The organism is Kribbella sp. WER1 (genome assembly GCF_054189145.1).
In genome coordinates this window covers 5,233,966-5,259,090 of sequence record NZ_CM135186.1, presented here as the reverse complement: position 1 = coordinate 5,259,090, position 25,125 = coordinate 5,233,966, and the positions used below count along the sequence as shown (strand labels likewise).

Here is a 25,125-nt window from a genome sequence, read left to right as displayed (position 1 = left end):
CACTGGTCGACTGCCTGCACCGGTAACCATCAGTCGTTAAGGTTGGCAACCATGCAGACCCGTTCGCCTACCGTGGTCGGCAGGGACCCGGAGATCGAGAGCCTTCACCGCCTGCTGGCCGGTGCCCGCAGCGGGCGCGGTGGTGCGATCTTCCTGGTCGGCGAGCCCGGAATCGGCAAGAGCCGGCTGGCCGCGACCGCCACCACCCAGGCTCTTGACAGCGGCATGACGATGCTGCGCGGACGGGTCGGCGCGATCGGCACGATGGTTGCCTTCCGCCCGTTCACCGAAGCGCTGCTCTCGTTGATCCGGCGCGGCGAGATGCCCACCGCAGAAGGCCTCGGGCCGTACCGGCAGGTGCTCGGCCGACTCGTCCCGGACTGGGACGACGGCACCGCCCACGACACCGCTGCGTCACCGGTCGTACTCGGAGAGGCAGTACTGCGGCTCCTTGCGCTGGCTGGGCAGGATCGCGGCTGTCTGCTGGTGCTGGAGGACCTGCACGGCTCCGACCCGGAGACGCTGGCCGTGATCGAGTACCTCCTCGACAACCTCGAGGAGCAGCCGATCGCTCTCGTGGCGACGCTGCGGTCCGGAACCTGCCCGGCGTACGAACTCGCCCAGCTGTCGGCGCAACGCGGTGCCGCCGAGCTCGTCGAACTGCGGCCGCTGGTGCGGGACGAGGTCGCCGAACTCGCCGCCGGGTGCCTGGAGGTCCCGGTCGACGGCGTACCGGAGCAACTGGCGGACCAGCTGTGGAGCGACAGCGCCGGGATCCCTTTCATCGTTGAGGAACTGCTGCAGGAGGCGAACCGCAGCGGCCAGCTCGTGTCCGGGCCGGACGGCAGCGTGCAGGTGGTCGACGACCTGCACACGAGCGTGCCGCCCGCCGTCGTCCGCAGTATCAGCAGCCGTACGGCGCAGCTCGGGCCGCAGTCGCGGGACATCCTCGTGCTGGCCGCCGCGATCGGGCACCGGTTCCCGTTGAGCGTCGTCCGCGAGGCGACCGGGACTGACGAACGTTTGCTGCTGGCAACGCTTCGGGCCGGCGTCGCCGCGCAACTGGTCGGGCCGGACGAACCGGCGCCGGACTGGTACGCGTTCCGGCATCCGCTCACGGCCGAATCCCTGCTTGCGGGTCTGACCCCGACCGAGCGGTCCACCTTGGCCCGCCGCTGCGCGGACGCGGTCGAGGAACTGCACCCAGGGCTGCCAGGTGAGTGGTGCCCGATGGTCGCCGAACTCGCCGAGACCGGCGGCGACACGGTCCGTGCCGGCCGGCTGTTCGCGCTGGCCGGACGCCGCTCGTACGACGACGGCTCGACCGGGTCGGCGGCCAACCTGCTGGATCGCGCGAACACCCTGCTGACCGGCGATTCCGACATCGGCTACCGGGCCGAGGTCCTCGGCTCGCTGCTGCTCGCGCTGAGCGCGACCGGCGGCTTCGAGCGAATCGCCGCGCACGCCGCGACCGTCGACGAGCTGGCCGACCGCAATCTCGACAGCCGCCGGCTCGCCGCCTTGCACGTCCAGTTCGCGAACGCCGAGATGATGGCAGGGCGCTCGGCGGTCGCGCTCGACCATGTCGCGGCCGCCCGCTCGCTGCTCGGCGCCGATCCAGGAGACGCCGATCTCGCGCCGATCGACGGGGTCGCCGCCAACCTCGAGCTCGCGCGCCAGAGCCCCCGCCGGATCCAGGTCGCGACCGAGTTGGCCACCCGCGCGGCCGCGGCGGCCGAACGCGCGGCCCTGCCCGACGTGGCCTGCGATGCCCTGCAGCTGTTGGGCATTCTGGCCCGCGAGCACGATCTCGGCCTGTCGATCGACTACTTCCATCGGGCTCGGCAGATCGCCGAGAACCACGGGATGGTCGTCCAGCGGGTTGTCTCCCACTATTTCCAGGCCGGCACCATCTGCCTCGCCGACGGCGGCATCGTCGAACTCCAGCGGGCCCGCGAGCAGGCGCTCCGGATCGGCGCGATCCAGCTGATGTACGACGTGGACAGCATCCTTGGCCAGCAGGCGATCCTGCGGTCCGAGTACGCGCGGGCCGCCGAGATCATCGCCGACGGCGTGGAGGTCACCCGGCGACTGCGGATGGGTCGGCCGGCGACGTACTTCCTGGCCATGAAGGCGATCTTGGAAGCGCACCAGGGCCGCCGGTCCGCGATGGAAGCGGCGCTGGCCGAGGTGGCGCACTGGGGCGGCGAGCGGGCGTCGTACGAGCTGCCGTACTCCTATGGCCTGGCCCGGACATTCTGTGCCCTGCTCGAGGAGAACCGGGAGCTGGCCGAGTCCGAGTTGGCGCAGGCGCTTGCGTTCGACGCACAGAACCCGACCACGCTGCATCTGACCGGCAAGAATGGGCTCGCGTTGTTGCTCGGTGTGTTGTCGGGGCGGAACGGGTGGGAGCACTTCGAGGCGGTGACGGCGACCGCGGCGAGTGGGATGCGGTGGAACAAGCAGTTCGTCCAGTTCGCCCACGCCGCACTGCTCGGCCGGGACGGTCAGGTCGATGCGGCCGACGCGAAGATGCAGGAGGCGCTGGAGACCGCATCCCTGTTTCCGCTGGCGCAGCATCTCGGGTTGCGGATGGTGGCGGAGGTGGCGGCCGCGGACGGGTGGGGTGAGCCGGTCGCGTGGTTGCGGCTGGCGGAGGAGTACTTCCACAACGCGGGGATCACGGCGGTCGCGAGTGCGTGTCGCGGGTTGATGCGGCAGCTCGGCGCGACAGTGTCCCAGCGGCGGAGCGGGTCGGATCAGGTTCCGGCGTACCTGCGGCAACTGGGTGTGACGACGCGGGAGTACGAGGTGTGCCGGCTGCTGGTGGACCGGATCGGGAACAAGTCGATCGCGTCCCGGCTGCACATCTCGCCGCGTACGGTCGAGAAGCATGTGGCGAGTCTGATGACGAAGACCCAGCAGCCGGATCGGGAGGCGCTGAGCAGTTTCGCCCGGACCGTGCTGCAGGACTGACCGATCGGTGCCGATTCCGGGCAGGGGTGCGTGTACTGGAGCATCCGGCGGTCCCGGGGTGATAGTTGTCGACGCACGCACCGGCATCCGCCAGTCGGCGCGCAGAATGGACAGTATTTACGAACGCTCGCTCCGTATACTGTGCGGGTGGCAGGCAAGGGGTCGGACATGAGCAAGGGAACGGTCGGCGGCGGCGGTACGACGATGCTGCGGCGGATCAATGTCGCCTCGGTCCTGGACGCGGTCCGGCGGTCCGCGCCCGCACCGTTGCGCGTCGCCGAACTGGTCGAGCGCACCGGGCTGGCCCGGCCGACCGTCGCCCAGGCCGTCGACGAGCTGCTCGACGCCGGCTGGCTGCAGCAGCACGGGCCCGATTCCGCGGACCGGTCGCTCGGCCGCCCGGCGATCCGGGTATCGCTCCGCGGCCGCGCCGCGCCGGTGCTCGGGCTGGACGTCGGCCCGCACCGGGTCACCGTCGGTGTCTCCGACCTGGCCGGCCGCAAGCTCTCGCTGGTACGCCGCTCCGGGCCGGGCTGGTCCGCCCAGGAGCTGCTCGGCGTGATCGGCGAGGTCATCGACGAGGCCCTGGGCGAGGCGGAGGTGCCGCCCGAGGACATCGCCGCGGTGGTGGCTGCGAGCCCCGGCATCGTCGACGAGCACACCGGCCGGGTCCAGCTGGTCCCGAGTGTGCCGGGCTGGTCGGCGGTCGACCTGATCAAGCACCTGCGCGGTCTGCTCGACTGCCCGGTGATGCTGGACAACGACGCGAACCTGGCGGCCCTGGCAATCGCGGCCGCGCGCGGCGGCACCGGGACACTGCTCGCGGTCCAGTGGGGCGAACGGCTCGGTGCGGGCATCGTCATCGACGGCCGGCTGCACCGCGGGACCGGGGCCGCCGGTGAGATCGGCTTCATCGCCACCGACACCGACGACGTGATCAACCCGGAGGACAGCCGCGGGCCGCTGGAGCGGGCGGTCGGTTCGGAGGCGATCGCGGCGCTCGGGCGTCAGGCGGCGCTGGACAACCCGAAGTCCCGGCTTGCCGAGCTGGGCGGTGAGCAGCTGGACACCGCGGATGTTTTCGCGGCGGCGGCGGAGCGGGACCCGATCGCGCAGTCCGTCGTACAGCAGGTGGCGCGGACGTTCGCGCGGGCGTTGGCACCGTCCGTCCTCGTGCTGGACCCGACCGCGGTCGTGATCGGCGGCGGTGTCGCCCGGGCGGGCGCCGTACTGCTGGACGCCATCTCGGATCAGCTGCGGCTGCTGACGCTCAACCATCCGAAGCTGGAGCTGTCCGCGCTGGCCGAGGACGCGGTGGTCACGGGCGCGATGCGGATGGCGCTGGACGAGGTCTGGCAGCGCAAGCTCCCGACACCGGCGATGACCAGCACTACCTAGTGCCCCGTAAGCGATGTGGCTTGAACGATAGCGGTGTCCAGGTGCGTGCATCGGGGTGCTTGGTCAGTGGCCTCGATGCGGAGCATCGTGGGCGCTGACCAAGTGCCGCGAGGTGCGTGCCTGGGCGCCGGTAGCGTCAAGCCACATCGCTTACGGGGCACTCGGTCCGTCGACGAGCTTTACCCCGGGTACGCCGCACCAGCAGGTGTAGGTGAGTTCGTAGTGCACCTGTCCCGCCAGGTCGATCCGGCGGGACAGGCCCGTCACCATGCTCAACGGCAGCAGCATGCGCCGATCACAGGACGCACAGACGATGACGATCACCGCCTGCCCCAGCTGTAGGCGCGGCCGACGTACAGCCGGTGGATCCGTCGCCAGTGCGCCTGGACGTCGTCGACGAACCATCTCCACCGCAGATCCCACGGAATGCGATCACCCATAGTTCACATCCACTACAGAAAAGTACTGCCACGACTGTTTCAGTCGAGTCTAGCGCCGACGGACCGCGCTGGCGATGGCGTCCGGGCGGTCAAGGTGGACCAGATGTTCGGAGTCGGGCAGGACTTCCAGGGATGCACCGAGGGTGGCCGCGAGCTTCTCGTGACCGTCTAGCCAGCTTTTGGCGGTAAAACGGTTCATACCGCCGGTCGCCACCAGGAACGTGGTCGGCGGGAGGCCGTCGACCGGTGCGTCCACCAGCTTGGCCACCTCGGCGGCGAGCTCCCAGCTGGCGGACAGCTCGTCCCAGAAGATCAGCCACGAGTCCTGGCCGCCGTACCGCTCCTTCGCGGTTGCTTTGGACAACGGGTCGCGGTTGGCCGTACTGCCGAACCGGATGCTCAGCCGGCGGACCGTCGTCCCGACCGTCTGCGGTACGCCGACCTGCCCGAGGAACCGCACCACGGACCGGGTCGCCTGGTCACCGCGCTGTCCCGGGTAGAACGGCTGCCACCCGGTCTCAGACGGCAGGCTGCTGTCGACCAGGATCAGCCGCGACACCTCGGCCGGCCGCGTCAACGCCCAACGCAGTACGGCGAGCCCGCCGATCGAGTGCCCGATCAACCCGACCGGTGTCCTCGGCGGCACCCCGGCCGCGGCCCGCAGCGCGTCGACGTCCGAGGTGACCGGCGTACGCCACGGATCGATCACACGGAGGTCTTCAGCGGGCAGCAGCTCGACTACGTGCCCGAATTCCTCCGGGGCCACGGCCAAGCCCGGCACCACGATCCACGTCATGCTCATCGACACCAGCGTGCCTCAAGGCTGGTAACAAGCACCCCAGCAGCAGGCACACCAGGAGCACCGACATCCGCTGCAGGATGCCTGGCGCATCCAGGTCGTCACCACGCAGTACGTCGCTCCCCGTCTGCAGCCCGAGCCAGGCCTGCGTCACAGCAACACCAGCCGCGAGTACGGCGACCGCCCGGCACCAGGCACCGCCCCAGCCGGCTTTCCGGAGTGCGAGCACCGCATAGACGCCCATGGCGATGCTGCCGAGGCCCGCGACCGTCGATGTCACCTCGTGCAACACAAGGTCACCACCGGTCTGCCCGTTCGCCTCAGCCGCCTGACAGGCCGCACTGGCCGACGGCGCACAGTCCATCGGCGACAACGCGTCGAACAACGTCCCCAGGCCGAAGGCCGCCGTACTGACGAGCAGACCACTCAGCTCCCGCCGGCCGCGCACGGCGGGACGTGCCAACACCACCACGAGCAGCAGCAACGTGCCCGCGGCGAGATCCATCGTCCGGGCCAGGAAACTCGTTGACTGGTCCAATGCACCAAGCTCGCTCAGAAACGAGTGATGGACGTCCAGGGGGAAGCCTGCCGCCGCTTCCAGCAGCAGGCTGCAGTAGAGAACAGCAGAGACGAGCATCACGGTGCGGAGCAGGCGGTAGGGCACGTGGTCCATCCCAACACCGTTCCATGTCAACCAAAGTCTCGTCTGTGGCGTCAGCTGTACTGTTGAGGTAGTGCTAGGTCGACCAAAGTCTCAGCAAAGTAATGGGATGATCGGCTGGTGCGGTCGGAACAAGTGGCAGTAGTACCAGCGTGGAAGCATCGTGCGGCGGTCTGGGTGGGCCGCATCGTAGTGCTGGCCTCTGTCTGGTCGTTTGTTGCGATCCCGTTGCGTTTCGCGGCACCGAGAACGGTCAAGCACGTCGACATCGCGTTCGACTTCGTCGGCATACCGGCCGGGCACACGATCTTCTCCGCCGTCTATCTCGGGGTCGTCGGCAGTGCACTGCTGCGCGGCAAGCGGGCCGCGCTGCTCTGGGTGCTGTGGGTCTTCGAGGCCCTCTGGCTGCTCGCCCAGGTCGCCGGCATCGCCTTCACCAGCGTCCGGCTGGCGAACCCGACGGACGCCGAACTGCTCCGCGACTTCGGCCCGGCCAGCGTGCAGGACCTCGAGTGGGGCATCGTGCAGGCGGTCGTGGTGGCCGCCATCGTCGTGCTGCTGTGGACGATCCGCGGCGCGTTCCCGGCCCGGCTGGCTCCCGGTAGCCGCCGGCTGGCGATCGGTGCGCTCGTCTTCGGCATGCTGATCTCGATCGCGGTCAGCATCACGCTGACGCAGCTGTTCCCGCGGACGTTGAGCGGACAGCGGCAGAAGATCGGCTGGGCGGTCATCGCCGCCCTCGGCCAGTCCCGCAACAAGATGGGCGGCCACGAGGGACACGGCTGGATCGGCCTGACGGTGGGCGCGATCTCGGCCGCCTCGCTGGTGCTCGCGTTCTGGATCTTCCTCCGCTCCGTCCAGCGCGTCCGGTATCTGACCCAGCCCGAGGAGCTCGAAGTACGCCGGCTGCTCCTGCTGCACGGCGAGCGGGACTCCCTCGGATACTTCGCGACCCGCCGGGACAAGGCGGTCGTGTTCGCGCCGGGCAACGACGCCGCGATCGCGTACCGGGTGGTGAACGGCGTCAGCCTGGCCAGTGGCGACCCGCTCGGCGACCCGGTCGCCTGGCCGGCCGCGATCCAGCGCTGGCTCGCCGAGGCCCGGCGGTACGGCTGGTCCCCCGCGGTGCTGTCGGCCAGCGAGGAGGCGGCGCAGGCGTACGTCGACGCCGGCCTGCGCGCGTTGTCGATGGGTGACGAGGCGATCATCGACGTCGCGGACTTCACCCTGGACGGCCGGACGATGCGACCGGTCCGGCAGGCGGTCACCCGGGTCCAGCGCGCCGGGTACCACGCCGAGGTGATCCGGCACGGCGACCTGTCCCCGGAGGCGCTGGCGCAGTACGTGCATCTGACCGAGAAGTGGCGCGGGGCGCGGACCGAGCGCGGGTTCTCGATGGCGCTCGGGCGGCTCGGCGACCCGGCCGACGCGCGCTGCGTGATGGTGATCGCGCGGGACGACCACGGCGAGGTCCGCGGGCTGCTGTCGTTCGTGCCGTGGGGCGTGCGCGGGGTATCGCTGGACCTGATGCGCCGCGACCCGGAGTCCGCGAACGGCCTGATGGAGTTCATGGTCACGTCGCTGATCGACGCGAGCAGCGACCTCGGCATCCACCGGATCTCGCTGAACTTCGCGATGTTCCGGGAGATCTTCAGCGACGCCGAGCGGGTCGGCGCCGGTCCGGTCCTGCGGGCCACGAACGCGTTGCTGACCGCGGCGTCCCGGTTCTGGCAGCTGGAGAGCCTGTACCAGTCGAACGAGAAGTACCTGCCCCGCTGGTCGCCGCGGCTGATGTGTTACTCGCGCGGCGCCTCGCTCGCGCAGGTCGTGCTCGCCGCCGGTACCGCGGAAGGATTCCTGCCCGCGCCGCGGCCGTGGACCCGCGTCGACACCGTCGAGGCCGGTGAGCGGCACGCGATCATGGCGACCGACGGCAGGGCGTTCGCGACCGCCGTCCGCGAGCAAGAGGACGAGCTGCTGCGGCCCGTACTCCCGGCCCGCAAACTCACCGAGCAGGAGCAGATCCGGCGTACCAAGCTTGCCGAACTCGTTGCTGCAGGCATCGACCCGTACCCGGTCAGCGTGCCCCGGACCGAGACCCTGGAACGCGTCCGCGAGCTGTACCCGAACCTGCCGCCCGACCACCACACCGGCCACATCGTGTCCGTGACCGGCCGGGTGATGCGGATGCGCGACCACGGCGGGCTGTCGTTCGCGCAGCTGCAGGACGGGTTGACGCAGCTGCAGGTGATGCTGACCACCGAGTCGTGCGGCGAGGTACCGCTGGACCAGTGGCGACGGCTCGTCGACATCGGCGACCACGTCAGCGTGACCGGCGAGATCGTCACCAGCCGCCGCGGCGAGCTGTCGATCGCGGTCACCACCTGGACGATGGCCGCGAAGTGCCTGCACCCGTTGCCGGACAAGCGGAAGGGCTTCACCGATCCCGAAGCGCGGGTCCGGCTGCGGCACATCGACCTGGTGATGAACCCGGACTCGCTGCGGATGATGCAGCAGCGCAGCGCCGCGGTACGGGCCATGCGCAACGGTTTCGAGACCCGCGGGTTCATCGAGGTCGAGACGCCGATGCTGCAGGCGGTGCACGGCGGCGCGAACGCCCGGCCGTTCGTGACCCACATCAACGCGTACGACACCGACCTGTTCCTGCGGATCGCGCCGGAGCTGTTCCTGAAGCGGCTGAGCGTCGGCGGGATGGGCAAGATCTTCGAGCTGAACCGGAACTTCCGCAACGAGGGCGCGGACGCGACCCACAACCCGGAGTTCACCTCGGTCGAGGCCTACCAGCCGTACGCCGACTACGTGGTGATGCGGGAGCTGACCCGCGAGCTGCTGATCGAGGCGGCGACCGCGGTGTACGGCAAGCCTGTCGTCCGGCGTGACGGCGAGGAGATCGACATCTCCGGCGAGTGGCCGGTGGTCACCGTGCACGACGCGGTCGGCCAAGCCGCCGGTACGCCGATCGACCCGGACACGCCGGTGGAGCGGCTGCGCGAGCTGTGCGCGGAGCACGGCGTCCACACGACGTTCGAGATGACCGCGGGCGAGCTGGTGCTGGAGCTGTACGACGAGCTCGTCGAGCCGAACACGCTGCTGCCGACGTTCTACACGGACTTCCCGCTGGAGACGTCGCCGCTGACCCGGAACCACCGCTCCGAACCACGGCTGGCCGAGCGTTGGGACCTGGTCGCGTTCGGTGCCGAGATCGGCACGGCGTACTCCGAGCTGGTCGACCCGGTCGAGCAACGCCGCCGGCTGACCGAACAGTCGCTGAAGGCCGCCGCCGGCGACCCCGAGGCGATGTCGCTCGACGAGGACTTCCTGTCCGCACTCGAGTACGCGATGCCACCGACCGGCGGCCTCGGGATCGGAGTGGACCGCGTGATGATGATGCTGACGGGCCAGAACATCCGCAGCACGCTGGCCTTCCCGTTCGTCCGTCCGGCGGCTCGCGAGTAATGGATTAGGCTGGCGTTTCGGGTGGGGACCTGGGGGTGGGGATGAGGCGCTGGGTTGCGCTGTGTGTCGGGCTGGGTGTGTTGACGGCCTGTGGTGGGGATCCGGAGCGGCCGGACCCGGCGGTGTCGGCGTCGAACAGTGCCGTGCCGGCGCCGGTGTCGTCGGTTCCGTTGGGGGCGCCGCTGAGCCTGTCGGCGTACCAGGAGGAGCTGGGCCGGATCGACCAGGTGCTGGGCGGCTCGGCGCAGGCGCTGACCCGGGTCCGGACCGCCGAGGGGCTGGGTGAGGCGATCACGACGCTGGCGCAGTCGCTCAACACGATCGGGATCCGGCTGGCGGCGCTGACCGTGGCGTCCCGGTTGAGCGCCGTACACCAGCTGTTGCAGGAGCGGATCGGTGTCGCGGCGACGCGGCTGACCGGCTCGCTGGACCAAACCGAGGAGGATGCGCGCTGCGGCGGGGTCGCGTTCACCTCACAGCGAGTCCAGCGACAACTGCGGGCCGACCTGAGTACGGCGCTCGCCGAGCTGCGGCGGCTGAAGCTGAAGTTCGGTACGACGCTGCCCGACCCGGGCCCGGCGCCGAAGGAGCAGCGCCCGGCGAGCGGCGAGGTCCTGGTCCGCCGCGGCACGCAGGGATCCGGCCGGCTGAAGATCACCAACGGCACCGCCAAGGACGTCGCGATCTCGATCGTCAACGACGGCCGCCCGCCGGGCAGCCCGCAGCTCATGATCTACATCCGGGCCTCCCAGACCACCACCGTGAACCGGATCGGCGGCACCTACCACCTGTACTTCAAGAGCGGCGCCGACTGGGACGCACAGCGCCGCAAGTTCCGCTCGGACTGCTCGTTCAAGAAGTTCGCGCAGACCTTCACCCCCGACCAGGGCTGGCAGATCAACCTCCAACCCAGCCCAAACGGCAACGCCACCACAACCGAGGTCGAGGCGTACTAGAGGTCGTCCGGGAACAAGCGGAAGGAAGAATGCGGAGTCAATGGCCGCACAGCGCGGAAGTCGCGGCGATCGAGGGTGAGGACCACGTCGGTGCGATAGTCGGCGGCCAGCACAACGGTGACCGCGTCAGCGAGATCCAGGTCGAGATCGGCATAACGGTGAATGACTGTGAGAGCCGTCGCCAACGTCTCGGCGCCGATGTCCGGCACCTGAAAACGCATCCGTTGCACCTGCGTAGTCAGTAGTTCAAGAATTGTCGATCGCGCCGCCGCGCCGAGCCGTGCGCGCGCGATGATCCACCTCTGCCGGGACCAGCGGGGACAGGACCACCGTCCCGGCCTCCTGCAGAAGCTTCCGGCAACTGGGACCTTCCGGCGCGTTGCGATCGAAAGCCGCGATGATGCCGGACGTGTCGGCGACGAGGATCACTCGGTACGCCGGGCAACCACGCCGCGGATCTCGTCCTTGGTCACCGGTTCACCGGTTCCGTCGAAGGTCGGCCAGTCGAGCGGCTCGTCCCAGACCCGGTTCGCCATTGCAGCCAGGTGGATGCCTTCTCGAATGATCTCGGCCTCCGGGATTCCACGCCGCCGGGAAGCGTCCTTGATCAACGCCAGATCCTCCGGATCGGCATAGACGTTCGTGCGCTTCGTCGACATGTAGCAACCCTAAGACACGTACACATCACAACCCGAGCTTGTGCAGGAGGCGGCCGAGGAAGCCGCCGATCTTGCCGGGTGGGTTGGGGTCGTTCGGGGTGGTCGGCGGGGTGGTGGGGGATGTCGGGCTGGCGGTCGGGGTCGCCGTCGTCGGTGGTACCGGGGGAACTGTGGGTTCGGTCGGTGCGGTCGTGGTCGGGTCGGTCGGTGGGCGCTCGGTGACCGGCGGGTGCGTCGGGCCGGTGGACTCGACGATCTCCGGTGTCGGCGTCTCAGCGGAACCAGGCGTGACCGTACTTCCGGCCGTCCGCACCGTCGCCCCGGGCGGGGTGGTTGCGGTCGGCAACTGCGTCGGTACGACGGTAGGCGTCGCCGTCGGGGTGGCCGCGGGGGTCGACGGGGTCTGGTGCGGGACCGTGACCGTCTGCGTCGACTGGCCGGGCTGGAGACCGGCGACCGGGCTGGCCGGGTCCGGGCCGCCGCCGGGGAGCGGGAGGAACGACGCGCCGATCCGTGGGCCGCCGAGCAGCGCGATCACGAACAGGACGGCGTACGCGAGCAGCAGGACGCCGATGCCGGCGGCGACCTGACGGCGCCGCGGGTGCTGCCAGGGCGGGCGGCGGGTAGCCGTGGCAGGCATCGCGTTCACAAGTCCCGCAGGGTATCGGCTCAGCAGTCGTTTCAAACAATCCTTCGAAGAAATTCCACGCCAAAGCGAGACCTTCCGGGAATTCCGGTACCGATTACGCGACCGTAGCAATGCGGTGCGTCAGCGGGTCAGCTCCTGCAGGCCGATCACCGACAACAACCGGAGCTTCTCGGCGGCCTCGGTGTTCGGCGCCGCGGTGTAGACGACCATCCGCAGGTCGCTGCCCGGGACCGCGAGTACGTCGCAGTCGATCGCGAACGTGCCGACCTCCGGATGCCGGATCACCTTCTGCTCGGACCGGTGGAACCCGATCACCGGCTGGTCCCACAACACCGCGAACTCCGGGACCGCCCGCAGCTCCTCGATCAACGCGCGCAGATCCGGGTCGTGCGGGTACCGCGCGACCGACGCGCGCAGGTCGGTGACCATCGCGATCCGGAAGTCCCGCCGCTGCTCCGGTGTCTGCACGATCCGGTCGCCGGGCGCCAGGAAGTGCCGGTAGACGATGTTGCGCTGCCGGCCGTGCCACGGCGACGGATCGCCGGCCAGCGCGGCGAACATCGGGTTCCAGCTGATCACCGTCCAGGCCGCGTCGCACACGCACAGCGGTGCGCCGTCCAGCTGGTCCACGATCCGCTGCACGCCGGGCGGGATGTACGTCGAGATCCGCCCGGGCGACGGCTCCACCTCGCCGGCCAGCACGAACAGATGGTTGCGCTCGGCATCGGACAGCCGGAGCGCCCGGGCCAGCGCAGTCAGTACCTGGGGCGACGGCGAGTCCGAACGGCCCTGCTCGAGCCGTACGACGTAGTCGACCGAGAGCCCGGCGAGCAACGCCAGCTCCTCGCGGCGGAGGCCGGGCGCGCGCCGGTTCCCGCCGGCCGGCAGCCCGACGTCGGCCGGCGTCACCCGGTCCCGCCAGGCGTGCAACGTCTTCCCGAGCTCACCCATGGTGTCCAGTATCCCGCGCGCGATCCGGCCGAGCCTGGTACTGCTGGTCCCATGACCGCGGAGTTCCGGAACGTGCTCGGCACCGTGCCGTGGTGATCAGCACTCGATGACGTTCACCGCGAGGCCGCCGCGCGAGGTCTCCTTGTACTTGACCTTCATGTCCCGGCCGGTCTCGCGCATCGTCTTGATCACCTTGTCGAGCGTGACCACGTGGACGCCGTCGCCGTGCATGGCCATCCGGGCCGCGTTGATCGCCTTCACCGACGCCATCGCGTTCCGCTCGATGCACGGGATCTGCACCAGCCCGCCGACCGGGTCGCAGGTCAGCCCGAGGTTGTGCTCCATCGCGATCTCGGCGGCGTTCTCGACCTGTTGCGGCGTACCGCCGAGCACTTCGCAGAGACCGGCGGCGGCCATCGAGCAGGCGGAACCGACCTCGCCCTGGCAGCCGACCTCGGCGCCGGAGATCGACGCGTTCTCCTTGTAGAGCACGCCGATCGCACCGGCCGCGAGCAGGAACCGGACCGCGCCGTCGTCGGTTGCCCCGGGCACGAACCGCCGGTAGTAGTGCAGCACCGCGGGAATGATGCCGGCGGCACCGTTCGTCGGCGCGGTGACGATCCGGCCGCCGGACGCGTTCTGCTCGTTGACCGCGAGCGCGAACAGGTTCACCCAGTCCATCACCTTGAGCGGGTCGACCGACCACGGGTCCTGGCTGAGCTTCTTGTGCAGGGCGTGCGCGCGGCGCGGCACCTTCAGCCCGCCGGGCAGGATGCCCTCGGTCTCACAGCCCTCGCGGACGCAATCCTGCATCACCTGCCAGATCCGCAGCAGGCCGGCCCGGATCTCGTCCTCGGTCCGCCAGGCCAGCTCGTTCGCGAGCATCACCTCGCTGACCGGCAGCTGCGACTCGCGGCACCGGTCGAGCAGCTCGGCGCCGGTACTGAACGGGTACTTCAGCGCGGTGGTGTCCGGCACGATCCGGTCCCCCGCCGCGGCGTTCTCGTCGACCACGAAGCCGCCGCCGACCGAGTAGTACGTGCGTTCCCGCAGGACCGCGCCCTGGTCGTCGCGGGCCGCGAACATCATCCCGTTCGGGTGGTACGGGAGCGCCTTGCGGCGGTGCATCACCAGGTCGTGGTGCTCGTCGAACGCGATCTCCTGGACGCCCGCGAGCCGCAGCCGGCCGCGCTCGCGGATCGTCTCGACCCGGGCGTCGACGGAATGCGTCACGATCGTCTCGGGGTCCTCGCCCTCGAGCCCGAGGACGACGGCCTTGTTGCTGCCGTGCCCGTGGCCGGTGGCCCCGAGCGAGCCGAACAGCTGCGCCTCGACGCGTGCCGTCGCGGCCAGCAGGCCGTCCTCGGCGAGACCGAGTGCGAAGGTGCGGGCGGCGCGCATCGGCCCCACGGTGTGGGAGCTCGACGGGCCGATCCCGATACTGAACAGGTCGAAGACACTGATCGCCATCGTGTGGAGGTTCCTTCCGGTCGCCGTTGACCGTTTGGTGTCCTCCCCGCTCTGTCAGACGGAGGTCTTCCAGAGGTGCCTCGCCCGCGCGGTGAAGGTGCCTGAGAGATTCTTGGGGAGAGTTGCTCCTACGGCGCCCGGCTCGTGCCCGGGACTCTCCCGCACGGGTTCATGCGGCTGTTGAGTTGACTGACGTTGTGGACGGTACGGCGGTCTGCCGGGCGCCGTCAATCCGGCCCGTGCGGACCGCCCAGATCTCGAAGAACCAGGTGAACAGCGGCGGAACACTGGCCGCCAGCGCCGCGAGCGTGACCGGCCATGACCAGCGCAGCGGGCCGCGGACGGCGAGCACGGTGACGACGTACGCCACGAAGATGCCGCCGTGGATCGGGCCGAAGATCTTGACCCCGATCTCGTTGTCGGACAGCACGTATTTGAACAGCATTCCGATCAGCAACCCGGTCCACGAGATCGCTTCCGCGATCGCCACCGCCCGGAACCACTGTGCATGTTTGGTACTCATCACCGCCGACCCTAACAAGCCCCCCAAGCCCGGTTCGGGGTGTCGGCGGGGCTGCTCCCGGATGCCGTCAGCAAGCGATTGCCGAACGATCGTTCGCATGAAATTCATCCGACGCGTCCTGGTGGGCGCAGTAGTGGTCGGCGTGACGACCGCCGGGCTGACGACCGCCGCCTCCGCCGGTCCACGCCTGCAGTGGACCGACTGCCAGTCCGACGGAGCTCAGTGCGCGACCCTGCAACTACCTGTCGACTGGCGGAACCCGAACGGCCCGACCTTCGGCCTGGCGCTGGCCCGGAGGAAGGCGGCGGTGCCCAGCGAGCGGGTCGGGGTGTTGGTGTTCGGACCCGGCGGGCCGGGTGATTCCGGTGTCGATCGGATCAAGACCGGGATGTCGCGGTTCAGCAAGGACCTGCAGGACAGGTTCGACATCGTCAGCTTCGACCCACGCGGCGTCGCGCGCAGCAACCCGGTGACGTGCTCGGTCGACCTCCTCAACCAGCAGCCGTCACCGATCATCACCAGCGAGGCCGAGTTCCGTACGACGATCAGCTACAACCGCAGGCTCGCCGCGGACTGCCGCGCGCGGACCGGTCCGCTGTACGACCACCTCGACACCTGGCAGACGGTCCGCGACGTCGACGCGATCCGCCGGGCGCTAGGCGAGTCGACGATCTCGCTCCACGGCAGCTCGTACGGGACGCTGCTGGGAGCGCAGTACGCCGAGACCTACCCGCGGCGCGTGCGCGCGATGGTGCTGGAGAGCGTGAGCGATCACAGCTCGCCGACCACGCGGTCCTTCCTCGACGACCAGGCGTCGGCGGCACAGGACTCGTTCGACGAGTTCGTGAAGTGGTGTGACGCGACGACCACCTGCGTCCTGCACGGCCAGGACATCCACGCACTGTGGGCCTCGGAATTGGCGAAGTCACCGGATCCGTTCACGTTGAGCTTCGTCGTGTTCAAGCGGCTCTACGGCCCGGACTGGCCCGGGCTGGCTGCGCTGCTGAAGGCCGGCGGCACTCCCCCGAAGCAACCGCAGACAGGGCAGTACCCGCTGGCCGTCTTCTGCCAGGACTGGAGCCTGCCCGTCCGGGACTACCGCGAGTACGCCGCACACCTGCAGCGGCTGGCGCGCAACAACCAGGACCTGCGCTACCCGGGTCAGCTGATGGCTGTGTCGATCTGTCTCGGTGCACCGCAGGCCAACAACCCACAGCACGTGCTCGACGTACACGGGCTCAAGACACCGGTACTGCTCGCCAACGCGGTCCACGACCCGGCCACGGGCTATAGCTGGGCCCAGAACGTCCAACGGCAGCTCGGGCAGCACGGCGTACTGCTGACGTACCAGGGCTGGGGACATGGGAGCTACACGACCAGCCCGTGCATGCAGAGCGCAATCGACGGCTACCTGATCGACAAGAGGGTGCCGAGGCTCAGTTGTCCGGCAGTCAGGCCGACCTAGCTTCCAGTACCCGGCCCAGCTCGTCCCCGTGCCCCACCCGGTTCGCCAGCAGCCGGAGCTCGGAGCAGGCGGTTTCCAGCGCCTGCGCCTGGCTCCGGCAGTTGTCGACGTACCAGAACGGGTCGTCCGGCTGCGGATCGTCCGCGTCGTCGATGTCGGCGTACCAATGCCGGTTGCCACAGTTCAGTACGCGCACCCGTAGGTTCATGTCCCCCACCAACCCCCGTACGAGGCCGGCTCGGCCGGGCGCGTGGATCGCGGCCCCCCACTGCCACGCGCCGGGCCGAGTTCAGCCCTCCCCCGCCTAGTACATCGGCAGGGAGCGACGAACGTTACTGTTCGTGATCGGTAATCTTGATTACTTCCCGAGGTGCGAGCGGGTCCACTGCTCCAGCCCGTCGGTGGTGATCGGCAGGTCCTCGGTGAGGATCTCCAGCCGGTCCTCGTGCACCACCACGTTGTCCTCGATCCGGATCCCGATCCCGCGCAGCTCCGGCGGCACGGTCTCGTCGTTCGGGTGGAAGTACAGGCCCGGCTCGACCGCGAGCGCCATCCCGGCCTCGATGGTGCCGGCGAAGTACGCCTCGGGACGGGACGCGTCGCAGTCGTGCACGTCGAGGCCGATGTAGTGGCCGGTCCCGCAGACGATGTACCGGCGGTGCTGCTGGCCGTCCGGGCCGAGCAGTTCGTCGATCGACGCGTCCAGCAGACCCCAGTCGCGCAGCCCCTCGGCCAGCACCCGCAGCGCCTCGTACTGGAAGGCGCGGTACGGCGCCCCGACCTTGACGGCGTCCAGCGACGCGAGCTGCGCCTTGTACACCAGGTCGTGCACCTGCCGCTGCGCCGCGGTGTACTCGCCGGTGGCCGGGAAGGTCCGGGTCACGTCGGCGGTGTAGAGCGTCCGGGTCTCGACGCCGGCGTCCAGCAGGATCACGTCGCCCTCGTTCACCGGGCCGTCGTTGCGGACCCAGTGCAGTACCGGCGCGTGGTTGCCAGCAGCAACGATCGAGGCGTACCCGACGCCGTTGCCGGCGGTCCGCGCGCGCCGGTCGAAAGTGCCCTGCAGCCAGCGCTCGCCGCCGCCCCGGATCGCCTCCGGCAGCTCGCTCGCGACGTCGCCGAACGCCAGCACGCTCGCCGCGACCGCCTCGCGGAGCTGGTCCAGCTCCCAGTCGTCCTTGATCCGGCGCAGCTCGGCGATGCTCTGCCGCAGCGCGTTGCCGTCGGTCGGCGACGTCCGGACCAGGGCGTCCAGCATCGGCTCCACCCCAGGCACCGACAGCATGAACGGTACGGCGCCACGCACCGCCGCAGGCAACTCGTCGATCGGGCGGCAGGCGATCTGCAGCGCGTCCGACCAGTCCTTCAGGCCGGGCACCGGGCCGATCCACAGCTCGCCGTCGCGCGCGTTCGCGAAGAAATCCGCCTCCTCCGGGCCGGCGGTCTCGCGCAGGTACAGCGTCGCGTCGCCGTCACCGGAGATGACCAGGACGGCACCCTCGGCCTGGCAGCCGGTCAGCCAGACGAAGTCGCTGTCCGCGCGGAACTGGTAGTCGGTGTCGTTCGATCGGACCGGCGCGCGGCCCGCTGCGAGCGCGATCCGGCGGCCCGGCAGCGCCGCGGCGAGCTTCCGCCGGTGTTCCGCGGCCGCCTCGGCGAGCCCCTCCGGTACGGACACCGACCGGTCGACCGGTCCCCAGCCGCGGGAGATGAAGTCCCGGAATCCCTTGGCGTCGATCGGGCGGTAGGACTTCGGCGTCTCGTCGGACTCGGTCATGACCTGTGCTCCCCTTTGCTGCTGACGGTATGACTCATCAACTCAGGTCGCCGCGGGGGTTTGCAAGCCCTTATCCCGGAAGGCGGCCAGGATGCCCTGTTCGGAGTCGAGCAGGTACTCGTGCAGGTCCGCGGTGGCCTCGTCGTACTTGCGGGCCTCGAGCAGTTCGAGCAGGCCGCGGTTGCGCGCGATGTACGGCTCGTGCAGCTCGCGCGGGGCGGCGATCACGTGGAACAGCAGCCGCAGTTCGGCGAGCAGCCGGCCGGTCATCGCGTCCATCCGCGAGCTGTCGGCGAGCCCGATCAGGTGCTGGTGGAAGCGCATGTTCGCCGTACCGACGGCCGGCCAGCGGTCCGCGCGGGCGGCGGCCTCGGCCACCTCGACGTCGTCGTGCAGCGGCTCCAGCCGGCTTGCGGGCAGCTCCGGGTCGCGCGCGGACAGCCCGCGGACGACGTCCACCTCGAGCACCCGGCGCAGCCGGTACAGGTCGATCACGTCCTGCTCGTCCAGCTCCGGCACGAAGACTCCGCGGTGCAGCTTGTAGACCAGCAGCCCCTCGTGGGTGAGCAGCCGGAACGCCTCCCGGAGCGTATTCCGGCTGACCTCCAGGACCTCGGTCAGCTCGACCTCGGACAGCTGCGCGCCGGGCGGCAGCGCGCCCTCGGTGATACTACGGCGCAGGATGTCGGCAGCGCGCTCCGCCGAGCTGCTCCGGTCCAGCCGCGCGACGTCCGCGGCGACGGTCCGCAGCCAGGCCTGGCGGCCGGTCTCAGAGGGCATCTGAGGACTCTGCGTCGTAGCGAGGAGGTGCTCGGTGCGGTAGCTCGGCGTGCGGGGGCGAAGGTCTCGATGCGGAGCATCGTGGCCTTTGCACCCGTGCGCCGAGATGCCGTGCCGAGTGCCCCGCAGTAGGCGCAGAGTTCTCAGATGCCCTCTCTCTCATCTCTGCATCATCCCAGCTGGGGGGGAAAAGTGGAACAAGCCTCTTGCCGGATTGTTCAACAATCCCTACGCTCGGGCACATGGACCTCAACGCGGACCTGGGCGAGGGCTTCGGCTCCTGGTCGATGGGTGACGACTCGGCGCTGCTCGAGGTCGTGACCAGCGCGAACGTCGCCTGCGGCTTCCACGCCGGCGACCCGTCGATCATGCGCCGGGTGACCGCCGAGGCAGTCGAGCGCGGCGTCGCGATCGGCGCGCACGTCGGGTACGCAGACAAGGCCGGTTTCGGGCGGCGGCACGTCGACATCGACCCGGACATGCTGCGCGACGAGGTGCTGTACCAGCTCGGCGCGCTGGACGCCTTCGCACGGATCGCGGGCGGCCAGGTCCGCTATGTGAAGCCACACGGAGCGCTGTACAACACGATCGGCCACCACCTGGAGCAGGCGACCGCCGTGGTGACCGCCGTCGCCGAGTATGACCGGACGCTCCCGGTGCTCGGCCTGCCCGGATCCGCCTGGCTACGGCTGGCCGCCGAGGCCGGCCTGGGCGTCGTGCACGAGGCATTCGCGGACCGTGCGTACACGCCGGCCGGCACGCTGGTCCCACGTCGCGAGACCGGGTCGGTGCTGCACGACGCCGACGAGATCGCGGCCCGCTGTACGGCGATGGCGACCGGCCAGGCGATCCGCGACCACGCGGGGGGCACGTTCGTCGTCGAAGCGGCGTCGATCTGCGTCCACGGTGACACCCCGGGCGCCGTCGAGATCGCGCGGCGGGTGCGTGGCGCGCTGGAGGGAGCGGGCGTACCGTTGCGCCCGTTCACGGGCTGATGCGCATTCTGCCGTCGGGGCATCAGGCGCTGCTGGTGGAGCTCGACGATCTGGACGAGGTACTCGGGTACTACGCGGCACTGGCCGCGGATCCGCCGCCGGACGTGGTCGACATCGTCCCGGCCGCGCGGACGGTTCTCGTCACCACTCGCGGCGACCTCGGCTCGTTGTCACAGTTCCTACGGAAGCTGACACCGGCGCAGGACCGCCGGACGACCGGCGACCTGATCGAGATCCCGGTTGTCTACGACGGCGAGGACCTGGACGACGTCGCCGAGTTACTCGGCTGCGGTGCGGACGAGGTGGTCACGCGTCACACCGCCGGCGAGTGGACGGTCGCGTTCTCCGGGTTCGCGCCCGGGTTCGGCTACCTGACCTCGACCGACGCGTGGGACATCCCGCGCAGGACGTCGCCACGGACGAAGGTACCGGCCGGTGCCGTCGCGCTGGGCGGCGAGTTCAGCGGAGTCTACCCGCGCGAGTCGCCGGGCGGCTGGCAGCTGATCGGCCGTACGTCGGTGCGGATCTTCGACTCGGCGCGGGAACCCGCGGCACTGCTGTACCCCGGGCGCCGCGTCCGGTTCGTCGACGCAGGTCGTGGATGAGCAGCCTGACCGTTCTCGCAACGGGGCCGTTGGCAACAATCCAGGACAGCGGGCGGGCCGGCCAGGCCGCGCTCGGCGTCCCGGTCTCCGGCGCGTGTGACCGCGCGGCTTACGCCTTGGCGAACCGGCTGGTCGGCAACGTCGCCGGTGCGGCCGTCGTCGAGGTGACGTACGGCGGTCTCGCCGTCCACGCCGACGGCGATCTCGTCGTCGCGATCACCGGCGCCCCGTGCACCGGCGTACCTTTGAATGCTCCTGCTCTGCTCAGATCCGGAGAGATCCTGCGGCTGGGACCCCCGCCGAGCGGACTGCGCACGTACGTCGCGGTCCGCGGCGGCATCGACATCCCGGCCGTCCTCGGCTCCCGCTCCACCGACCTCCTGTCCGGACTCGGCCCCGCGCCCTTGATCACCGGGCAGACGCTGCGGGTCGGATCGTTGGCCGAGCCAATGCCGGGTGTCGACCACGCTCCGGTCGCCCATCCAGCCGCAGGACAGATCGTCGTCCGCGTGACGCCGGGACCGCGACGGGACTGGTTCACCGACGCCGGCTGGGTGTCGCTCGTCTCGCAGGTCTACGAGGTGAGCAGCAACAGCAACCGGGTCGGCGTACGGCTCGACGGCGAGCCACTCGAACGCGCCCGCTCCGGTGAACTCGCCAGCGAAGGCATGGCGCGGGGTGCGATCCAGATCCCGCCGTCCGGCACCCCGGTCATCTTCCTCGCCGACCACCCGGTCACCGGTGGCTACCCGGTCATCGCGTACGTCGCCGAGCGCGACCTCGACGCCTGCGCACAACTCCGCCCGGGCCAGTCCGTCCGCCTCGGCAACTGACCTTTCTTCCAGACGCCGCGCTCATCGGCTCCGTGTGCGCATCTCGTCCGCGAAGCTCTCCTGGGCCTTGCGCATCAGCGCTGCCTCGACCGGATCCGCGAACAGGCCAGGCAGTTCGGCCGGGTCGACATCCCGCACGTGTGTCTGCAGCCACCAGATGTTGCCGACCGGGTCCTTCACCCTTCCGCCACGGTCGCCGGTGATCCGCGAGGACATCAACTCGGTCACGACGGTCGCGCCGGCCTCGAGTGCGCGTTCGTACGTCCGCTCGACGTCGTCGACGTACACGCTCAAGAAGGCAGGCGTCACAGGCCACTCCGGTGCGGCGTCGAAGCTCATCAGCACGGACTCGCCGACGGTGATCTCGGCGTGTCCGACGGTGCCGTCCTCGTTCGTGAACCGGCCACTCGTCTGCACCTCGAACGTTCGCTCCACAAACTCCAGGAACCGATCCGCACCCTTCACCACTACGTACGGCGTGACTGTCGATTTACCACCCGGGATCTTCGTCATGCCCCAAGCTTCCCGGGGACAGCGGACAGCTCGTGTCCTACTCAGCGGGCCGTTCTGCGGTGGCCTGGAAGCGGCGTCGGTACTCCGTCGGCGTGGTGTTGAGGTGCCGTGCGAACGCTCGGCGCAGGGTCTCGTCGCTGCCGAGCCCGCTGAGGCGTGCCGCCGTGGTGATGCTGTGGCCGTCCAGCAGGAGGTGCTGAGCGCGGTCGAGGCGCACGCGTTCGACCCATCGGCCAGGGGTGGTGTCGAACTCGTTCCGGAACAGCCGTGTCAGGTGTCGCGGACTGATCGCGGCGGCCGCGGCCAGCGTCGACAGGTTGTGGTCCGCGGCCGGGTCGGCGACCACTGTGTCGGTGATGGCGCGCAACGAATCGCTTCGCGCCGGTGGTGTCGCCATCGCCGTCGAGAACTGGGTCTGTCCGCCCGGTCGCTGCATGAACACCACTAGCTCACGCGCCACGCGTCGCGCGGCCTCGGGCCCGTGATCGGCTTCGACCAAGGCGAGGGTGAGGTCGATGCCCGCACTGATGCCGGCCGAGGTCAGGTAGCGGCCGTCGACGACGTACAGCGCATCCGGCTCGACACGCACCTTCGGGTACTGCCGCGCCAGCGCCGCCGTATGCCGCCAATGCGTCGTCGCGCGCCGCCCGTCGAGCATCCCGAGCGCCGCCAGCACGAACGCCCCGCTGCACACCGATGCGACTCGCCCGGACCGCCCGGCGAGCGCCGCCGTCACCGCCAACACGTCCTCGGGAACACCGTCCACCAGCCGATCCGCCCCCGCGACCAGCACTGTGTCCAAGACTGCGAAGGCTTCTGCAACCGGGACAACTCCTGCCAGCGTCACCCCGGACGCAGCGGTCACCTGCCCGCCCGTCGCGGACACGAGCACGGTCTCGTAGCGGCCCGTTTGATGGAGCACCTCGAGCGGCCCGGTGACGTCGAGCAGCGTCACGCCGTCGTACACGACGAAAGCGACCCGGCGTGTCCGAATCTGTGGTTCATGTGGCGATACGGCCATGGCGCCAGCGTAACCCGCACCGCGAACCTGGGCCCATCGACTCCACCCCGAGAGGACCACCAATGGCCGAGGAAATCGCCGGCATCCGCATCCCCGACAGCACCCTCGCGCGCGAGGCGACCGAACTCGTCCGCGACGCAGCCTCCGCGCTGCTGTTCGACCACTCGCGCCGCGTGTTCCTGTTCGGCTCGCTCCGCGGCGAGGGGCTCGCGTACGACCCGGAGCTGCTGTACGTCGGCGCGATGTTCCACGACCTCGGCCTGACCGAGCGCTACCGCCGTACCGACCAGCGCTTCGAGATCGACGGCGCCGACGAGGCGCGGCGATTCCTCGACGCACACGGCATCACCGGCGATCCGGCCGACCGGGTGTGGACCGCGATCGCGCTGCACACCACACCCGAGATCCCGCTGCACCTGTCCCCCGAGGTCGCGCTCGTCACTCGCGGCGTCGAACTCGACGTCCTCGGCCTCGGGTACGACGCGATCACCGACGCGCAACGCGCCGCGATCACGGCCGCGCACCCCCGCCCCGACTTCAAGTCCCGGATCCTCGCGGCGTTCACCGAGGGCATCTGGGACCGACCGGCGACAACCTTCGGCAACGTCAAGAGCGACGTACTCGAGCACTTCGTACCCGGCTTCCGCCACACCGACTTCGTCGAAGCCATCAAGAACTCCGCCTGGCCCGAGTAGCCCCGCGTTGCTTGTCCGTGGGCCGAGGAGCCGCGAGGATGGGCGGTATGACTTCTGGAACGCCGGGTATCGACAGCACTGTCCCGCCGAGCGGTACCGGATGTGTCGAGTGCCTGGCTGTCGACGGCTGGTGGTTCCACCTCCGGCGCTGCGCACAGTGTGGCCACATCGGTTGCTGCGACTCCTCGCCCGCGCAGCACGCATCGGCCCACGCCGCCGAGACCGGCCACCCGATCGTCCGCAGCTTCGAGCCGGGCGAGGACTGGTTCTGGCACTACGGCGAATCCCAGTACTACGACGGCCCGGACCTCGCCCCACCCGCCTCCCGCCCCGAAACCCAACCGGTCCCCGGCGGCAACGTCCCCACCGACTGGCAATCCAAACTCCACCGCTGACCCCGCCCCGCGCGCAAACACCCCGCGCAGTACTCACCCCTCGTGCAGGGCGTTCCGGCTGACTGCAGGTAACTCTCGACTACAGAACGAAGCCTGTGGGGAACGGGTCGTCCGGGTCGAGCAGGTAGTTGGCGGTGCCGGTGATCCATGCGCGGCCGGTGACCGTGGGTACGACGCCGACGTACGGTCCGACCGTGGTTTCCTCCACGAGGCGGCCGGTGAAGCGGGTGCCGATGAAGGACTCGTTGACGAAGTCGGTGTCGAGGGCGAGTTCACCCCGCGCATGCAGCTGGGCCATTCGGGCGGACGTACCGGTGCCGCACGGCGAGCGGTCGAACCAGCCCGGATGGATCGCCATCGCATTCCGTGAGTCCGCCCCATCCGCACCAGGCGCGGTGAACTGCACGTGCTTGCACCCGTTGATCCCCGGATCGAGCGGATGCACCGGACGATCGCTCGCGTTGATCGCATCCATGATGTCCAGCCCGGCCTTCAAGATCCGGTCCTTCTCGGCCCGATCGAACGGGATCCCCAACTGCGCCAACGGCAGAATCGCGTAGTAGTTCCCGCCGTACGCCATGTCGTACGTGACCGCACCCAGCCCAGGTACGTCGACCGTCGCATCCAGCGCATGCGAGTACGACGGAACGTTCCGCAACGTCACGTGCTCCGCCCGACCGTTGCTCACGGCAACGTCAACGACAACCAGCCCGGCAGGCGTATCCAGCCGGACCTGCGTCACGGGCTCCGTGACGGCGACCATCCCGGACTCGACCAGCACGGTCGCGACCCCGATCGTCCCGTGGCCGCACATCGGCAGGCAGCCGGAGACCTCGATGTACAGCACGCCCCAGTCCGCGTCGGACCGCGTCGGCGGTTGCAGGATCGCCCCGCTCATCGCGGCATGCCCGCGCGGCTCGTTCATCAGGAACAACCGCAGGTCGTCCAGGTGCTTCACGAAGTACTCGCGGCGCTCCGCCATCGTCGCGCCCGGGACCACGCCGACGCCGCCGGTGACGACGCGGGTCGGCATGCCCTCGGTGTGCGAGTCGATCGCGCTGATCGTCCGGACGGACCTCATGCCGAC

The 25,125-nt window shown here is 69.8% G+C and carries 26 protein-coding genes and 1 riboswitch; of the genes, 10 read left to right on the top strand and 16 right to left on the bottom strand.

Going from position 1 to position 25,125, the window contains the following annotated elements:
- Positions 1–51: 51 nt before the first annotated feature.
- Together ACXJJ3_RS25565 and ACXJJ3_RS25560 are read left to right on the top strand one after the other, a co-directional pair.
- Positions 52–2,976, top strand: a complete 2,925-nt coding sequence (locus ACXJJ3_RS25565; RefSeq protein ID WP_458164377.1) for an ATP-binding protein — start codon at positions 52–54, stop codon at positions 2,974–2,976.
- Positions 2,977–3,144: 168 nt separating this feature from the next.
- Positions 3,145–4,374: an ROK family transcriptional regulator gene (locus tag ACXJJ3_RS25560; protein WP_458164376.1), complete on the top strand. Its 1,230-nt coding sequence runs from the start codon at positions 3,145–3,147 to the stop codon at positions 4,372–4,374.
- Between the two features lie 150 nt (positions 4,375–4,524).
- Here the strand turns inward: ACXJJ3_RS25560 and ACXJJ3_RS25555 are convergent, their stop codons facing one another.
- The 3 genes from ACXJJ3_RS25555 to ACXJJ3_RS25545 all read right to left on the bottom strand — a co-directional run bounded on the left by ACXJJ3_RS25555 (position 4,525) and on the right by ACXJJ3_RS25545 (position 6,286).
- The gene (locus ACXJJ3_RS25555) at positions 4,525–4,662 is read right to left on the bottom strand and encodes a hypothetical protein (RefSeq protein ID WP_458164375.1); all 138 of its coding nucleotides are present in this window, start codon (positions 4,660–4,662) and stop codon (positions 4,525–4,527) included.
- A gap of 201 nt (positions 4,663–4,863) precedes the next feature.
- Positions 4,864–5,523: an alpha/beta hydrolase gene (locus tag ACXJJ3_RS25550; RefSeq protein WP_458164374.1), complete on the bottom strand. Its 660-nt coding sequence runs from the start codon at positions 5,521–5,523 to the stop codon at positions 4,864–4,866.
- A gap of 10 nt (positions 5,524–5,533) precedes the next feature.
- A complete protein-coding gene (locus ACXJJ3_RS25545) occupies positions 5,534–6,286 on the bottom strand; it encodes a DUF998 domain-containing protein (protein WP_458164373.1) in 753 nt (250 codons plus the stop codon).
- A 108-nt stretch (positions 6,287–6,394) separates the two neighbouring features.
- Between ACXJJ3_RS25545 and lysX the strand changes: the two genes are divergently transcribed.
- Positions 6,395–9,751, top strand: coding sequence for a bifunctional lysylphosphatidylglycerol synthetase/lysine--tRNA ligase LysX (gene lysX, locus ACXJJ3_RS25540; protein WP_458164372.1), 3,357 nt, complete (start codon positions 6,395–6,397; stop codon positions 9,749–9,751).
- 41 nt (positions 9,752–9,792) lie between these two features.
- Positions 9,793–10,707: a hypothetical protein gene (locus tag ACXJJ3_RS25535; RefSeq protein WP_458164371.1), complete on the top strand. Its 915-nt coding sequence runs from the start codon at positions 9,793–9,795 to the stop codon at positions 10,705–10,707.
- Here ACXJJ3_RS25535 and ACXJJ3_RS25530 read toward each other — a convergent pair.
- From ACXJJ3_RS25530 to ACXJJ3_RS25500, 7 genes are all read right to left on the bottom strand, one after another.
- Positions 10,704–10,928 carry a hypothetical protein gene (locus ACXJJ3_RS25530; protein WP_458164370.1) on the bottom strand — a complete coding sequence of 75 codons (225 nt, stop codon included), beginning with the start codon at positions 10,926–10,928 and terminating at the stop codon, positions 10,704–10,706. The two genes, ACXJJ3_RS25535 and ACXJJ3_RS25530, sit on opposite strands and share 4 nt — an antisense overlap.
- Positions 10,929–10,953: 25 nt before the next feature.
- The gene (locus ACXJJ3_RS25525; protein ID WP_458164369.1) at positions 10,954–11,136 is read right to left on the bottom strand and encodes a hypothetical protein; all 183 of its coding nucleotides are present in this window, start codon (positions 11,134–11,136) and stop codon (positions 10,954–10,956) included.
- A complete protein-coding gene (locus ACXJJ3_RS25520) occupies positions 11,133–11,366 on the bottom strand; it encodes a ribbon-helix-helix domain-containing protein (protein ID WP_458164368.1) in 234 nt (77 codons plus the stop codon). Before ACXJJ3_RS25520 ends, ACXJJ3_RS25525 begins: the two co-directional genes overlap by 4 nt.
- Before the next feature lie 25 nt (positions 11,367–11,391).
- The gene (locus ACXJJ3_RS25515; RefSeq protein WP_458164367.1) at positions 11,392–12,006 is read right to left on the bottom strand and encodes a hypothetical protein; all 615 of its coding nucleotides are present in this window, start codon (positions 12,004–12,006) and stop codon (positions 11,392–11,394) included.
- Positions 12,007–12,135: 129 nt separating this feature from the next.
- Positions 12,136–12,966, bottom strand: coding sequence for a helix-turn-helix transcriptional regulator (locus tag ACXJJ3_RS25510; protein ID WP_458164366.1), 831 nt, complete (start codon positions 12,964–12,966; stop codon positions 12,136–12,138).
- A 96-nt stretch (positions 12,967–13,062) separates the two neighbouring features.
- A complete protein-coding gene (locus ACXJJ3_RS25505; protein ID WP_458164365.1) occupies positions 13,063–14,436 on the bottom strand; it encodes an L-serine ammonia-lyase in 1,374 nt (457 codons plus the stop codon).
- Positions 14,437–14,515: 79 nt separating this feature from the next.
- A riboswitch (glycine riboswitch) is annotated at positions 14,516–14,608 on the bottom strand.
- Positions 14,606–14,959 carry a DUF3817 domain-containing protein gene (locus ACXJJ3_RS25500; RefSeq protein WP_458164364.1) on the bottom strand — a complete coding sequence of 118 codons (354 nt, stop codon included), beginning with the start codon at positions 14,957–14,959 and terminating at the stop codon, positions 14,606–14,608. (Overlaps the previous riboswitch by 3 nt.)
- Positions 14,960–15,056: 97 nt before the next feature.
- On the opposite strand from ACXJJ3_RS25500, the gene ACXJJ3_RS25495 reads away from it, so the two are divergent.
- Positions 15,057–16,424, top strand: coding sequence for an alpha/beta hydrolase (locus ACXJJ3_RS25495; protein ID WP_458164363.1), 1,368 nt, complete (start codon positions 15,057–15,059; stop codon positions 16,422–16,424).
- Here ACXJJ3_RS25495 and ACXJJ3_RS25490 read toward each other — a convergent pair.
- The 3 genes from ACXJJ3_RS25490 to ACXJJ3_RS25480 all read right to left on the bottom strand — a co-directional run bounded on the left by ACXJJ3_RS25490 (position 16,411) and on the right by ACXJJ3_RS25480 (position 18,981).
- Complete coding sequence (locus ACXJJ3_RS25490) at positions 16,411–16,632, bottom strand: hypothetical protein (protein ID WP_458164362.1); 222 nt, start codon at positions 16,630–16,632, stop codon at positions 16,411–16,413. The genes ACXJJ3_RS25495 and ACXJJ3_RS25490 overlap by 14 nt on opposite strands.
- Before the next feature lie 150 nt (positions 16,633–16,782).
- Positions 16,783–18,201, bottom strand: coding sequence for an aminopeptidase P family protein (locus ACXJJ3_RS25485; RefSeq protein WP_458164361.1), 1,419 nt, complete (start codon positions 18,199–18,201; stop codon positions 16,783–16,785).
- A 42-nt stretch (positions 18,202–18,243) separates the two neighbouring features.
- Positions 18,244–18,981 carry a GntR family transcriptional regulator gene (locus ACXJJ3_RS25480; protein WP_458164360.1) on the bottom strand — a complete coding sequence of 246 codons (738 nt, stop codon included), beginning with the start codon at positions 18,979–18,981 and terminating at the stop codon, positions 18,244–18,246.
- 242 nt (positions 18,982–19,223) lie between these two features.
- On the opposite strand from ACXJJ3_RS25480, the gene ACXJJ3_RS25475 reads away from it, so the two are divergent.
- Genes ACXJJ3_RS25475 through ACXJJ3_RS25465 form a run of 3 tightly spaced genes read left to right on the top strand, consistent with a single transcriptional unit; the run spans position 19,224 to position 21,414 of the window.
- Complete coding sequence (locus tag ACXJJ3_RS25475; RefSeq protein WP_458164359.1) at positions 19,224–19,976, top strand: LamB/YcsF family protein; 753 nt, start codon at positions 19,224–19,226, stop codon at positions 19,974–19,976.
- Positions 19,976–20,581 (top strand): 5-oxoprolinase subunit B family protein, encoded by a 606-nt coding sequence (locus ACXJJ3_RS25470; RefSeq protein WP_458164358.1) that lies wholly within the window; start codon positions 19,976–19,978, stop codon positions 20,579–20,581. Before ACXJJ3_RS25475 ends, ACXJJ3_RS25470 begins: the two co-directional genes overlap by 1 nt.
- Positions 20,578–21,414 (top strand): 5-oxoprolinase subunit C family protein, encoded by an 837-nt coding sequence (locus tag ACXJJ3_RS25465; protein WP_458164357.1) that lies wholly within the window; start codon positions 20,578–20,580, stop codon positions 21,412–21,414. Before ACXJJ3_RS25470 ends, ACXJJ3_RS25465 begins: the two co-directional genes overlap by 4 nt.
- Before the next feature lie 21 nt (positions 21,415–21,435).
- Here ACXJJ3_RS25465 and ACXJJ3_RS25460 read toward each other — a convergent pair whose 3' ends face one another.
- Positions 21,436–21,927 carry a VOC family protein gene (locus ACXJJ3_RS25460; protein WP_458164356.1) on the bottom strand — a complete coding sequence of 164 codons (492 nt, stop codon included), beginning with the start codon at positions 21,925–21,927 and terminating at the stop codon, positions 21,436–21,438.
- Positions 21,928–21,964: 37 nt separating this feature from the next.
- The gene (locus ACXJJ3_RS25455; RefSeq protein WP_458164355.1) at positions 21,965–22,948 is read right to left on the bottom strand and encodes a GlxA family transcriptional regulator; all 984 of its coding nucleotides are present in this window, start codon (positions 22,946–22,948) and stop codon (positions 21,965–21,967) included.
- A gap of 62 nt (positions 22,949–23,010) precedes the next feature.
- Between ACXJJ3_RS25455 and ACXJJ3_RS25450 the strand changes: the two genes are divergently transcribed.
- Positions 23,011–23,643: an HD domain-containing protein gene (locus tag ACXJJ3_RS25450; RefSeq protein WP_458164354.1), complete on the top strand. Its 633-nt coding sequence runs from the start codon at positions 23,011–23,013 to the stop codon at positions 23,641–23,643.
- 47 nt (positions 23,644–23,690) lie between these two features.
- Entirely contained in the window at positions 23,691–24,038 is a 348-nt protein-coding gene (locus tag ACXJJ3_RS25445; RefSeq protein ID WP_458164353.1) for a UBP-type zinc finger domain-containing protein, read from the top strand.
- Between the two features lie 79 nt (positions 24,039–24,117).
- Here the strand turns inward: ACXJJ3_RS25445 and ACXJJ3_RS25440 are convergent, their stop codons facing one another.
- Positions 24,118–25,119, bottom strand: coding sequence for a proline racemase family protein (locus ACXJJ3_RS25440; protein ID WP_458164352.1), 1,002 nt, complete (start codon positions 25,117–25,119; stop codon positions 24,118–24,120).
- Positions 25,120–25,125 lie beyond the last annotated feature (6 nt).

Excerpts from the sequence above, each read along its gene's own strand:
- ACXJJ3_RS25450 (WP_458164354.1), top strand. The coding sequence starts at position 23,011 with ATGGCCGAGGAAATCGCCGGCATCCGCATCCCCGACAGCACCCTCGCG.
- ACXJJ3_RS25475 (WP_458164359.1), top strand. The coding sequence starts at position 19,224 with ATGGACCTCAACGCGGACCTGGGCGAGGGCTTCGGCTCCTGGTCGATG.
- ACXJJ3_RS25490 (WP_458164362.1), bottom strand. The coding sequence starts at position 16,632 with ATGAACCTACGGGTGCGCGTACTGAACTGTGGCAACCGGCATTGGTAC.
- ACXJJ3_RS25440 (WP_458164352.1), bottom strand. The coding sequence starts at position 25,119 with ATGAGGTCCGTCCGGACGATCAGCGCGATCGACTCGCACACCGAGGGC.
- ACXJJ3_RS25465 (WP_458164357.1), top strand. The coding sequence starts at position 20,578 with ATGAGCAGCCTGACCGTTCTCGCAACGGGGCCGTTGGCAACAATCCAG.
- ACXJJ3_RS25455 (WP_458164355.1), bottom strand. The coding sequence starts at position 22,948 with ATGGCCGTATCGCCACATGAACCACAGATTCGGACACGCCGGGTCGCT.
- ACXJJ3_RS25565 (WP_458164377.1), top strand. The coding sequence starts at position 52 with ATGCAGACCCGTTCGCCTACCGTGGTCGGCAGGGACCCGGAGATCGAG.
- ACXJJ3_RS25520 (WP_458164368.1), bottom strand. The coding sequence starts at position 11,366 with ATGTCGACGAAGCGCACGAACGTCTATGCCGATCCGGAGGATCTGGCG.
- ACXJJ3_RS25515 (WP_458164367.1), bottom strand. The coding sequence starts at position 12,006 with ATGCCTGCCACGGCTACCCGCCGCCCGCCCTGGCAGCACCCGCGGCGC.
- ACXJJ3_RS25505 (WP_458164365.1), bottom strand. The coding sequence starts at position 14,436 with ATGGCGATCAGTGTCTTCGACCTGTTCAGTATCGGGATCGGCCCGTCG.
- ACXJJ3_RS25560 (WP_458164376.1), top strand. The coding sequence starts at position 3,145 with ATGAGCAAGGGAACGGTCGGCGGCGGCGGTACGACGATGCTGCGGCGG.
- ACXJJ3_RS25460 (WP_458164356.1), bottom strand. The coding sequence starts at position 21,927 with ATGACGAAGATCCCGGGTGGTAAATCGACAGTCACGCCGTACGTAGTG.
- ACXJJ3_RS25470 (WP_458164358.1), top strand. The coding sequence starts at position 19,976 with ATGCGCATTCTGCCGTCGGGGCATCAGGCGCTGCTGGTGGAGCTCGAC.
- ACXJJ3_RS25495 (WP_458164363.1), top strand. The coding sequence starts at position 15,057 with ATGAAATTCATCCGACGCGTCCTGGTGGGCGCAGTAGTGGTCGGCGTG.
- ACXJJ3_RS25480 (WP_458164360.1), bottom strand. The coding sequence starts at position 18,981 with ATGCCCTCTGAGACCGGCCGCCAGGCCTGGCTGCGGACCGTCGCCGCG.
- ACXJJ3_RS25530 (WP_458164370.1), bottom strand. The coding sequence starts at position 10,928 with ATGCGTTTTCAGGTGCCGGACATCGGCGCCGAGACGTTGGCGACGGCT.
- ACXJJ3_RS25555 (WP_458164375.1), bottom strand. The coding sequence starts at position 4,662 with ATGCTGCTGCCGTTGAGCATGGTGACGGGCCTGTCCCGCCGGATCGAC.
- ACXJJ3_RS25545 (WP_458164373.1), bottom strand. The coding sequence starts at position 6,286 with ATGGACCACGTGCCCTACCGCCTGCTCCGCACCGTGATGCTCGTCTCT.
- ACXJJ3_RS25510 (WP_458164366.1), bottom strand. The coding sequence starts at position 12,966 with ATGGGTGAGCTCGGGAAGACGTTGCACGCCTGGCGGGACCGGGTGACG.
- ACXJJ3_RS25500 (WP_458164364.1), bottom strand. The coding sequence starts at position 14,959 with ATGAGTACCAAACATGCACAGTGGTTCCGGGCGGTGGCGATCGCGGAA.
- ACXJJ3_RS25535 (WP_458164371.1), top strand. The coding sequence starts at position 9,793 with ATGAGGCGCTGGGTTGCGCTGTGTGTCGGGCTGGGTGTGTTGACGGCC.
- ACXJJ3_RS25485 (WP_458164361.1), bottom strand. The coding sequence starts at position 18,201 with ATGACCGAGTCCGACGAGACGCCGAAGTCCTACCGCCCGATCGACGCC.
- ACXJJ3_RS25445 (WP_458164353.1), top strand. The coding sequence starts at position 23,691 with ATGACTTCTGGAACGCCGGGTATCGACAGCACTGTCCCGCCGAGCGGT.